This is a genomic window from Scandinavium sp. (assembly GCF_051650185.1).
GTDB lineage: Bacteria > Pseudomonadota > Gammaproteobacteria > Enterobacterales > Enterobacteriaceae > Scandinavium.
In genome coordinates this window covers 57,634-68,214 of sequence record NZ_JBOFIN010000026.1, presented here as the reverse complement: position 1 = coordinate 68,214, position 10,581 = coordinate 57,634, and the positions used below count along the sequence as shown (strand labels likewise).

General features: G+C 54.9%; 11 protein-coding genes and 1 pseudogene. 4 read left to right on the top strand and 8 right to left on the bottom strand.

All coding sequences use genetic code 11. The annotated features are described in order from the left end of the window. Both ACRCWW_RS03320 and gdhA read right to left on the bottom strand, forming a co-directional pair. Positions 1 to 103: pseudogene (locus ACRCWW_RS03320) on the bottom strand (IS5/IS1182 family transposase); the annotation flags it as partial. 99 nt (positions 104 to 202) lie between these two features. Beyond that, entirely contained in the window at positions 203 to 1,546 is a 1,344-nt protein-coding gene (gdhA, locus tag ACRCWW_RS03315) for an NADP-specific glutamate dehydrogenase (protein WP_438681123.1), read from the bottom strand. Positions 1,547 to 1,779: 233 nt separating this feature from the next. Between gdhA and ACRCWW_RS03310 the strand changes: the two genes are divergently transcribed. Continuing rightward, positions 1,780 to 2,055 (top strand): DUF1496 domain-containing protein, encoded by a 276-nt coding sequence (locus ACRCWW_RS03310; RefSeq protein ID WP_438681122.1) that lies wholly within the window; start codon positions 1,780 to 1,782, stop codon positions 2,053 to 2,055. Here ACRCWW_RS03310 and ACRCWW_RS03305 read toward each other — a convergent pair. After that, complete coding sequence (locus ACRCWW_RS03305; RefSeq protein ID WP_438681121.1) at positions 2,015 to 2,431, bottom strand: pyrimidine (deoxy)nucleoside triphosphate diphosphatase; 417 nt, start codon at positions 2,429 to 2,431, stop codon at positions 2,015 to 2,017. The two genes, ACRCWW_RS03310 and ACRCWW_RS03305, sit on opposite strands and share 41 nt — an antisense overlap. A gap of 78 nt (positions 2,432 to 2,509) precedes the next feature. Between ACRCWW_RS03305 and ACRCWW_RS03300 the strand changes: the two genes are divergently transcribed. Together ACRCWW_RS03300 and ACRCWW_RS03295 are read left to right on the top strand one after the other, a co-directional pair. After that, positions 2,510 to 3,076, top strand: a complete 567-nt coding sequence (locus ACRCWW_RS03300) for a carboxymuconolactone decarboxylase family protein (protein WP_438681120.1) — start codon at positions 2,510 to 2,512, stop codon at positions 3,074 to 3,076. Beyond that, on the top strand, positions 3,069 to 3,689 hold the full coding sequence (locus ACRCWW_RS03295; RefSeq protein WP_438681119.1) for a CDP-alcohol phosphatidyltransferase family protein: 621 nt from the start codon (positions 3,069 to 3,071) through the stop codon (positions 3,687 to 3,689). Before ACRCWW_RS03300 ends, ACRCWW_RS03295 begins: the two co-directional genes overlap by 8 nt. Positions 3,690 to 3,760: 71 nt before the next feature. Here ACRCWW_RS03295 and ACRCWW_RS03290 read toward each other — a convergent pair whose 3' ends face one another. From ACRCWW_RS03290 to xthA, 5 genes are all read right to left on the bottom strand, one after another. Continuing rightward, positions 3,761 to 5,068, bottom strand: coding sequence for a rhodanese-like domain-containing protein (locus ACRCWW_RS03290; RefSeq protein ID WP_438681118.1), 1,308 nt, complete (start codon positions 5,066 to 5,068; stop codon positions 3,761 to 3,763). A 75-nt stretch (positions 5,069 to 5,143) separates the two neighbouring features. Further along, complete coding sequence (locus ACRCWW_RS03285) at positions 5,144 to 5,776, bottom strand: ATP-binding cassette domain-containing protein (protein WP_438681117.1); 633 nt, start codon at positions 5,774 to 5,776, stop codon at positions 5,144 to 5,146. Further along, positions 5,776 to 7,311, bottom strand: a complete 1,536-nt coding sequence (locus ACRCWW_RS03280) for a thiamine ABC transporter permease (RefSeq protein WP_438681116.1) — start codon at positions 7,309 to 7,311, stop codon at positions 5,776 to 5,778. Before ACRCWW_RS03280 ends, ACRCWW_RS03285 begins: the two co-directional genes overlap by 1 nt. Beyond that, positions 7,284 to 8,444, bottom strand: coding sequence for an ABC transporter substrate-binding protein (locus ACRCWW_RS03275; RefSeq protein ID WP_438681115.1), 1,161 nt, complete (start codon positions 8,442 to 8,444; stop codon positions 7,284 to 7,286). Before ACRCWW_RS03275 ends, ACRCWW_RS03280 begins: the two co-directional genes overlap by 28 nt. A 157-nt stretch (positions 8,445 to 8,601) precedes the next feature. After that, a complete protein-coding gene (gene xthA, locus ACRCWW_RS03270; protein ID WP_438681114.1) occupies positions 8,602 to 9,408 on the bottom strand; it encodes an exodeoxyribonuclease III in 807 nt (268 codons plus the stop codon). Positions 9,409 to 9,673: 265 nt separating this feature from the next. On the opposite strand from xthA, the gene ACRCWW_RS03265 reads away from it, so the two are divergent. After that, on the top strand, positions 9,674 to 10,510 hold the full coding sequence (locus ACRCWW_RS03265) for a hypothetical protein (RefSeq protein ID WP_438681113.1): 837 nt from the start codon (positions 9,674 to 9,676) through the stop codon (positions 10,508 to 10,510). Positions 10,511 to 10,581: the final 71 nt, after the last annotated feature.

Sequence of the window (10,581 nt, the reverse complement as noted above, 5' to 3'; positions counted from 1 at the left end):
TGATGAGAGCTTTGTTGTAGGTGGGCCAGTTGGTAATTTTGAACTTTTGCTTTGCCACGGAACGGTCTTCGTTATCGGGAGGATGCGTGATCTGATCCTTCAACTCAGCAAAAGTTCGATTTATTCAACAAAGCCGTTTGCTCCCTCTCCCTGTGGGAGAGGGGCGGGGAGAGGGCATCAGGCAGCACTTCATGCAATCAGCTTAAATCACACCCTGAGCCAGCATCGCATCGGCGACTTTGACAAATCCAGCAATGTTCGCGCCGCGTACATAATGCGTCTGTCTGGCTTCGCCACCGTACTCCACGCACGCCTGATGGATATCCAGCATGATGTGATGCAGACGGGCATCAACTTTCTCCGCTTTCCAGCCCATACGCGCCGCGTTCTGCGCCATTTCAAGGCCAGACGTCGCCACGCCGCCCGCATTCGCCGCTTTGCCTGGGGCAAACAGAACGCCTGCTTCGAGGAACAAATCCGTTGCGGCGATGGTGGTTGGCATGTTGGCACCTTCCGCCACGGCTTTCACGCCGTTGGCGATAAGCGTGCGTGCCGCTTCAACGTCCAGTTCGTTCTGGGTCGCGCACGGCAGGGCGATATCAACAGGTACTGACCACGGCTGCTGGCCTTCCAGGTATTGCAGACCAAACTCTCGGGCGTAATCGGCAACACGTCCGTCGCGGCTGGTTTTAATCTCTTCCAGACGAGCCAGTTTTTCAGGCGTAAAGCCTGCTTCGTCGACCACGGTACCACTGGAATCAGAAGCGGTAACCACGCGAGCGCCCAGCGCCATGGCTTTCTCAATCGCATATTGCGCCACGTTGCCGGAGCCAGACACTGCCACGCGCATACCCTCAAAACCCAGGCCATGGCGTTTGAGCATCGCATCGGTGAAATAGATAAGCCCGTAACCTGTGGCTTCCGGGCGAATCAGGCTGCCGCCAAACGACAGGCCTTTTCCGGTGAACACGCAGGCGGTGTTGTTGGAGAGCTTTTTCATCATGCCAGCCATAAAGCCGACTTCACGAGCGCCCACGCCGATATCGCCGGCAGGCACGTCGGTGTCTGCGCCGAGGTGGCGATACAGCTCGCTCATCAGTGCCTGGCAGAAACGCATGATTTCGCCTTCGCTTTTGCCTTTCGGATCGAAATCGCTGCCGCCTTTACCGCCGCCCATGGGCAGGGTGGTGAGGGCGTTTTTGAAGGTCTGCTCGAAGCCGAGGAATTTCAGGATCGACAGGTTAACGGAAGGGTGGAAACGCATTCCCCCTTTATAAGGGCCAATCGCTGAACTGAACTGGACACGCCAGGCGCGGTTGACCTGCACCTGATTGCGATCGTCAACCCAGGTCACGCGGAACTGGATGACGCGCTCCGGTTCGACCAGACGCTCCAGCAGAGACATCTCACGGTAGCGAGGGTTGGCGTCAAGGAAAGGCCAAAGCGTGGACATGACCTCGCGCACAGCTTGTGCAAATTCCGGCTGATGCGGGTCACGCAGCTGTACGCGTTGCAGAAAGTTTTCCAGAGAGAGTGTCGATTCCATTACGATAAGTTCCTCTTATGGTGTTAACGGTATGATGTTGATGCGGTTGTTGTGTTTAAGGCGTTTTTTTCGACTATCACCGCAGACGAGGCGGCAGGCAAGGAAAAATCGTGAGAAGAAGGGAAAATTTATAACCGGGCGGCTGTCATAACAAAAAGAGATGATGGCTAAAATTTAAGAAAAGCACGTCCTGAGCCGATACTGTTAGCTGAAACCCGAAAAAAGGAATGACGATGAAAAGAACTCTGATGGCTGGTTTGCTGGTGCTGATGGCGGGCGGCGTGCAGGCCGATCAGCGTATTCGCCCGGATGTGGAAGTGAGCGTCCCACCTGAAGTGTTCAGCAGTAGCGGACAGCGTGGGCAGCCTTGTAGCCAGTGCTGCATTTATGAGAACGCCAACTACTCGGAAGGCGCGGTTATCAAGGCCGAAGGGGTGTTACTGCAATGTCAGCGCGATGACAAAACCCTCAGCACGAATCCTCTGGTCTGGCGTCGCGTAAGGCAATAAAGGCTTCCAGCAGTGGAATGTCCGCTGGCGCGAGCGCATAGCCAAACGCCTGTTCCGGCTGCACCCATTCAAGCTGGCTGTGCTCGTGCGCGGTCAGCTCGCCGCTGAATTCCGGCACATGCCAGGCGTGCAGGTGAATGATTCGCCCGGACACCTCCCGCTGATGGCTGGCGACATACTCAGCAGGTAAAGCTTCAATCCCCAGTTCTTCACGTAGCTCGCGAATTAACGCTTCGGGCTGCGTTTCACCTGCTTCCACTTTTCCGCCGGGAAACTCCCACATGCCCGCCTGATCGGCGTGAGGTGGCCGCTGGGCCAGCAGAATGAATCCATTTTTTTCGAGAATGGCAGCGACAACATCAATCGTTTTCAGCATAGAGGTCAAGGTTCCTGGTGACGGCGTGCCATACTATCTCTGCCATTGATAAATCTGAAGATCTGCAGGAGTTTTAGAGTGAAAAATCCTCAGTCCTGGGTACCGCCGCTCAGCAACATACCGGCTTCGCTGTCGCCCATCACGAAGATGCAAATAAAACATTATGGCGAGGTGCTGTATCCCACGCGCTGGTGGGGGCGTATGCCACGCCTGTTCTGGCTGATGGCATTGTTTTTGGGCTGGCTGGAGCGCAAAAAAGCGCGCCTGTCGCCTGAGCTCCGGGCAATGCTGATGACTCGGGTATCGCAGCAGTGTCATTGTGCCTTTTGCATTGATGCAAACACGCTGCGGCTGGCGCAACGCTGCAATGCTCTGGAGAAAGTGCAGGCCGTCGCGCAGTGGCAGGATTCCACGCTGTTCAGTGAGGCCGAGCGTGCTGCGTTAGCTTATGCCGATGCGATGACCGCCACGCCGCCCGCTATCAGTGATGCGCAAAAAAGTGAGCTCAAAAACTGCTATAGCGACGATCAGATTTGCGAACTGACCGCGCTGGTGGCTTTCCAGAACTTGTCTGCCCGATTTAACGCCGCGCTGGACATTCCTTCTCAGGGATTATGCAGCAGTGAAAGGAAACCCCATGCTTGACCGCCATGTGCATCCACGCCTGAAACCGCTCCTCAATCGCCTGGCTGCAAAGCTGGAGCAGCAGGGCATTTCGGCAGACGGTGTGACGCTAACAGGTTTTGGCATCGGCGTGCTGGCGCTGCCGTTTCTGGCGTCAGGCTGGTACCTTCCGGCGCTGGTGGCTATTGTGCTCAACCGCCTGCTGGATGGGCTGGATGGCGCGCTGGCACGCCGCCGAGGGCTGACGGATGCAGGCGGGTTTCTCGATATCTCGCTCGATTTTCTGTTTTACGCGCTGGTGCCGTTCGGGTTTATTCTCGCCGATCCCCAGACGAATGCGGTGGCGGGCGGCTGGCTGCTGTTTGCGTTTATCGGCACCGGCAGCAGCTTTCTGGCTTTTGCGGCGCTGACGGCAAAACATCAGATTGATAATCCGGGCTATGCGCACAAGTCGTTTTACTATCTGGGCGGCTTAACGGAAGGGACGGAGACGATTTTACTCTTCGTGCTGTGCTGCCTGTTCCCACAGTATTTTGCGTGGCTGGCAGGCATTTTTGGCGCGTTGTGTTGGCTGACGACGCTGACGCGGATCTGGAGCGGCTATCAGACTTTAAAACATGCCGGGCGGCACTAACGCTTGCCCGGCCTACGGGTGCTGGCCGCTGCAGGCCCGGCAAGGCATAGCCGCCGCCGGGCATGAATTCATTACCTCGAACTATCCGGCCCGCGCTCGCCACGGCTAACCGGGTTTTTCGGGTTCTGGCTCCACTCATACCAGCCGCCGTCGTACACCGAAATGTTCTGCCAGCCCATGGCACGGGCGTACATAAACGTTTCGGAAGCACGCCAGCCGGTGCCGCAGTAGAACGACACCTGCTGTGACGGCAGGATATTCCAGGCTTTCCACATCGCCGCGATGTCATCGGCAGTGCGCATGGTGCCATCAGGATTATGGAAGTCTTCCATGTGCGTGGAGTCGCTGCCAGCGTGGCCCCAGCGAGCGCCCGCAATCTCACCTTTTGGCTTGATGTAGCTGTAGCCGCTGGTGGTGCCGATAAATTCCGGCCATGAACGAATGCTGACCAGCGATGCATCCTGACGATGCAGCAAGCCACGAGCCTGTTGCTCGTTCAGCATCAGCTGTGGCTGGCCTGGGATCGGCGCACCAAAGTCAGGGGCGGGAGTGATTTTGCCGGGTACGCCGCGCTCAACAGGTAAACCGGCATCTGACCAGGTTTTCCAGCCGCCATCCAGCAGCCGAACATCTTTCACGCCAGCATACAGCAGGATTTGCGCCACACGAGCCGCCGCGTAGACATCACGACCGTAAAGGATAACCGTGGTGTCATGACGGATGCCTTGTTTTGCCATGAATGCCTTCAGCTTGTCGTCCGGGACTTTATTCCACAGCGGCTCGCTTTCCACCTCGTTGGTGTCGATGTACCCGGCACCCGGAATGTGGCTCAGCAGATAGAGTTTTGGCGCGCCCCAGGCTGCTTCAAACACTTTCCAGTCACCTTCCGGAGCGGCGGTCACCACCTTTTGCTGTTGCAAATCGTGCAGCCATTGTGGGTAAACCAGCTGTTCAAAGTGCGGCAGTTTTTGCAATCTTTCGGGCTGTTGTAAGGCATCGCTCAGCAGACTGACGTGAGTCATTCCGGCTTTTTTCAGGCGTGCCGCAACGGCTTCGTTATCCTGGGGTGCACCGTACAGCGCGACAGGCGTGGCAGGCTGCAACGGGTGTTGTTTGATCCAGGCGGCCAGCTGTTCGTCGTTCATCGCTGAAAGCCAGGTTGCCGACAGGTTGAGCGCAGAAGGCTCATGACCTTCAGGGCCATTGAGTGCTTGCGGCCAGCCGTTATAAAACGCGCTCTGGCGCGTATCAATGGCGACACCGTGTTGCTGTTGCAGTTCGCTTAGCGTCAAGGTCGAAGCCTTATCAGCGGCAAAGGAAGCAGAGGAAGAGAGCCCGATCAGCAGGGCCAGCGCGGTCAGTTGAGAAACACGTTTCATCGAATTGCCCGACAAGAGTGAAAAGAAGCGCCATTCTGAACCTCCAAAGTGAGAAAAACCTTGCGCTGAAACAGATTAGCGCCAGCTTTCAAGCTGCAGACAGCGCCCCTCTGGCGGGATATCTGCCACGTCGTGAGTGACCAGCACGGCGGGAATATTCTGCTGGCGAATCTGGCTAAAAACGAAAGCGCGGAAGCTATCGCGAAGCGCTGCATCGAGGCCACTGAACGGCTCATCAAGCAGCAAAGCATCGGGCTGAGCTAACAGCGAACGCAGCAACGCAACGCGGGCACGTTGTCCACCGGATAGCGTAGCCGGGTCGCGGGAGTAAAAACCTTCCAACCCGGCGCTTTCCAGCGCGGCCTCCACTTTTAGCCGCCTTTCCTGACGCGCTACTGACGCCGGAAGGGCGAGCAGCAGGTTTTGCCCAACGTTAAAGTGATCGAACAGCAATGCGTCCTGGAACAGAATGCCGACGCGCCGGGTTTCTGTTGGCAGCCCATCGAGGCGCTTATCCTCCAGCCAGAGTTCCCCTGAAGCCTGAAAAGCTTCAGGCAATGCACCGACCATCCACGAAAACAAGGTGGATTTCCCGCTGCCGGAATCGCCCATTAGCGTCAACACTTCGCCTTTCTCAACCTGAAAGGTTACGACACGAAGTAACGGCGAGTTAGCGCAGGTGAGGGTCAGGTTTTTAACGATTAACATCAACGCAGTCCTTGTCGGTAATGGCCTGTCAGCCTGAGCAGCAGGGCGATCGCCCCGAAAAACAGGCCCGGCAGCAGCAGTTGCCACAACGCCTGAGTCGCCAGTAAAGTCGTGCTGCCACCGCTGCTTAGCGCCACGGCGTCAGTGGTAAGGGTAGTGATTCGTCCGGCACCCAGCCAGACGGTCGGCAGATATTGCGCAATACTCACCGAAAACCCGACCGCGACCGCGCCAAGAACCGGGCGCAGCAGAAGAGGGCATTTCACTACCCAGAAGCAGCGCCATTGCCCCCAGCCGAGCGTGCGAGCGACGAGCAACATTCGCGGGTCGAGCCGGTGCCAGGCAGGATGCAGGATAAACAGCGTCCAGGGCACCACCCACAACAAGTGCCCCCAGAGAACGGTCAATGCCTCGCCATCCTGCCAGCTCCATAACGCCAGCTGATATTGCCCGGCAACCAGCGGCAGCGCGGGGAGCACCAGGGGGAACCAAATCCAGGCTGTAAAACGCTTCGGGCCATATTCAAGCCACAGCAAGCTGAGCATCGCCGCCAACAGTGAAGCGCTGAGCGCCAGCCAGAGGCTGTTGAACAGGCTTGTCACTTCGACACCGTCCGGGCGAGAAAGCAGCGCGAGCGTCAGGACACAGAACAGGCCAGAGAGCGGCAGCAGCCACGCAAACGTACGACCCACAAGAGCATGAGAAGCAGGGTCGCGAACGCCCTGAAAATCAGGAATGTTTCGACGAAACAGCCACCAGACCAGCCTGGCAGCCAAAACCATCGCCGCCAGGATTAATAGCAAAAGCAGGCAAGCCAGAGTCCCCTGAGTTTGCTGTTGTGCATCACCCTGCGAAAGCCACTGCCAGGCAAGAACCGCCAGCGTCGGCGGATTTCCCGGCCCAAGAATAATTGCCACATCGACCGCCGAAAGCGTCCACGCTGTTGTAGCCAGTAGCACGATACGTAATTGTGGCATCAGCTGCGGCAACACCAGCCAGGCCAGAATCTGCCAGCGCCCGTAACCCTGAGCGCGTAACACCAGACTCTGCTGCGTGAGCCGTTTGCCGCTGAGTAAGGCATAGAGCGTCCACAGCAAAAACACGCTCTCTTTGAAGGCCAGCGTCAGGCCAAGCCCGATGCCATAGCGATCGATAAACGGCGTCAGCGTGGGGAACAGGTGAAACAGCCAGCCGCCTTCAGCAAAAAGCAGGAGGGCGGCGGTGACAAAGGCAACATGCGGCACGGCGAGCAACAGAGGAAGCTGGGAGGCAAGACGCTGCCAGCGCTGGGAAAGCCAGAGCGCTGCGACCACGGAGAGTGCAATCAGCAGCGCGCCACCCACGGCAATCAGCGTGGAGACAAGGGTTGCCAGCAGCGCCTGCGGCAGTTGCGTATCTTGAAGCAGCGTTTGCCAGTCAGCCAGCGAAAAGGCCGGTTGCACAAGCTGGCCGAGCGTAGGCAGCAACGGCAGGTAGATCAGCGCCATTGCTGCCCACAGCAGGGAAATCAGTGCGTACCGTAACGGCGCAGCCATTCCTGCTCCAGCGCGCTGACCCAGGCAGCATGTGGCTCAGCCAGTACGGCTGGCATTTGTTCTGAGGTGACTTCAGGCCAGGGCTCAGGGAGCTTTTGCATATCTAACACCGTCGGATCTCCCCATATAGCAGCATCAGCTTTACGCTGTTGAGCCGCGGGGGAAAGCAGGAAGTTAGCCACCACCTGTGCAGCCTGCGGGGAGCGGGCGTTTGCCGGGATCGTGACGAAATGAACGTTGCCGATCATGCCTTTACGGAAGCCAAAGCTGTAGCTGTCTTTCGGCAATTCGCCGCTCGCAACTTTTTGCGCGGCGTGCATGGGGTTAAACGTCAGAGAAAGCCGCAAAGTGCCATTGGCGAGCATGGCATCCATTTTGGCGGGTGATGCCGGGAAATCTGTGCCTTTACGCCAAAGCTGTGGATGCAGTTTATCCAGATACGCCCACAGCGGGGCAGCCACTTCGGCAAAGGTTGCAGGATCCGGCGGCTGCTTCAGCGCATCAGGCTGCGTGGTGAGCACCAGCAGAAGCTGTTCCAGAAACGCCGTGGCGGTGAAATCAGGCGGGCGAGGGTAGGTCATGGAGCCTGGATGAGCGGCGGCAAAACTGAGTAAATCTGCGGCGGAAAGCGGCGGCTGTGGCGTTTGCTCGCGACGGGCGATAAAGGTTAGTTGTGCACTTCCCCATGGTGATTCAGCGCCGTCAGTCGGCACGGAAAAATCTTCCCGCACCGGTTTTTGCAAATCAACATAGCGCCAGTTTGGCAGCTGCTCGGCCCAGCCCGTTTTCAGCAGATTCGCCTCTTTCAGGGTTCTGAAGTTTTCCCCGTTGACCCACAGCAAATCGACTGAACCGTTGTGCGTGCGGCCTGCTTTAGCTTCTGTCTGAATGCGTTTCACCGTATCGGCAGCGTCGGCAATGTGCACAATGCGCAGAGTAATGTCGTAACCGCGTTTCACTTCCCCACTGACCCAGTCGAGATAGCGATTCACCGCCTGATCGCCGCCCCAGGCATTAAACCAGACGGTTTGCCCGCGCGCCTGCGCTTCGGTTTGCTGCCACGAGGTGTTGGCGAGCAATGAGCTGCTGGCAAGCAGCCCGGCGAAAAAGATCCCATAACGCACACGGCGCATACGTACTCCTTTACTTGATGAAGGTGGCCCGGCAGACGTCGGGAGATCGACAGCTACAGGCCTGTCAGAGAAGCCAGTGTAGCTGGCGACGCTGGCGGCCTGTATTGCGTTAAATTAGCATCAGGGTGATGCCGACCGTTAAGTGCTTTATTGGACGTTAGCCCTTAAAGGTCGCCCAGACCGGTGCGTGATCTGACGGTTTTTCCATACTGCGGATCTCGTAGTCGATGCCGGTTTCGATGCAGTGCGGTGCCAGCCCCTGGCTTGCCAGCAGCAGGTCTATGCGCAGGCCGCGGTTGTCGTCAAAGCCTTTGGAGCGATAGTCAAACCACGAGAATTTATCCTGCGTTTCCGGGTTCGCGTGACGGAAGGTGTCCACCAGACCCCAGCCGAGCAGGCGCTCCATCCACTCACGCTCTTCCGGAAGGAAGGAGCATTTGCCCGTGCGCAACCAGCGCTTACGGTTGTCCTCGCCGATGCCAATGTCCAGATCTGTAGGGCTGATATTCATATCGCCCATGATCAGCACCGGGTTCTCTTTTTTCAGCTCGCCTGTGAGATAGTCCTGCAAATCCTGATAAAACCTTGTTTTTGCCGGAAACTTCACGGGATGGTCGCGGCTTTCGCCCTGCGGGAAGTAGCCGTTAATCACGGTAAGGTTACCAAACGGGGAAGGCACTTCCGCCATGATGATGCGACGCTGCGCTTCTTCATCATCGCCCGGAAAACCACGGCGCACGGCAATCGGCGTCTCTTTAGTTAACAGCGCCACGCCGTAATGGCCTTTCTGACCGTGGTAGAAGACGTTGTAACCGAGCTTAGCGACATCTTCGAGCGGGAACATGTCGTCGTGAACTTTGGTCTCCTGAAGGCCAATCACGTCAGGTTGATGCTTTTCAACGATCGCTTCCAGCTGATGAGGACGGGCGCGCAGGCCGTTGATATTAAAAGAAACAAATTTCATAGTCGCAGCCACTTTGCAGGGTGAATGATGCAGGGATGGTAGCAGAATTTCTGGCGGCTGGCTTTAGGTGGTGTTGTTGGAGGTGGTGAGGGAAGGGGCTGGTGTTTAAGGGCAGCTCAGAGCGAGAAGCGGAAATCCGCAATTCATATCACAACTGATAAAGCCATTATTAACACTCTGAAGTCTTTGTATAAACCTTTCGTATGCTTGAACTATCAATGCTAAGATGTGCTAAACCTTATTATTATCTATAGCAGAGGGTATTATGAGTGATAAATCAAGAGCGCTCAAAGTTGGTTCTGATTATATAATCTCATACAGTATTGATAATTGGTCTCAAACATCCAATGATAAGCAGAAAATAAACTTCATATTTCGTTCAAATACACCTGTGGTGTGTGTAGATGTGAAGCAAGACAAGTGCGTGATATTACAAGAGTCTATAAGCGCCAAAATAGAAAATAAAAAAATATCTTTATCTAGACCAAATGAAATATCATTATCAATGCACATTGCCAATGGCTCACTTAAAAAGGCACAAGAACTTAGAAAGTCAATCGTTCAAAAAATAGGAAAAGATAAAAACAAAAATTTTTATGAAAAGGATGTTATTGAAATTTATGATTACCTAGAAGAAGTTCAAAAGGCAATAGTATTCAGCTACAAAGCTATAGAAGCGATGTGTAACTCAGCCATCCCAGATGATTATATTTATAAGAAACCTTCAAACAAAATCGGGGTTGTTGAAGTTTATGACAAACTAGGTATTGAAAGATGGGTATCTACTACAGAAAAAGTTTCTAAAATGCTCCCAGATATTTATCACTGCGTTTCTCCTGCAAAAAAACCATTCTGGGGGCATTTTAAAAAATTAGAGGAGTTAAGAAATGAGATAATTCATAGTAAATCTAGCTCTACCTCTCAGGTGCTTTCAGAATTACTATCTACTGATATTGGTAAGTACGTTAAATCTTGTGAAGCGTTGCTAAAATTCTTCTTTGAACAAGATAGAAGAAACCATTTATTTCCATTAATACCTGGTGTTACTGAGATTGTAAGTCATGAAATGGAAGACATGGAAGAATTCTTTAAAAACATATAAATAATAACCATGCCCTGGTTTTTTACTGCTATCTAAATATTAACAAGCTTCTTTTTCGATCAAATTTATTG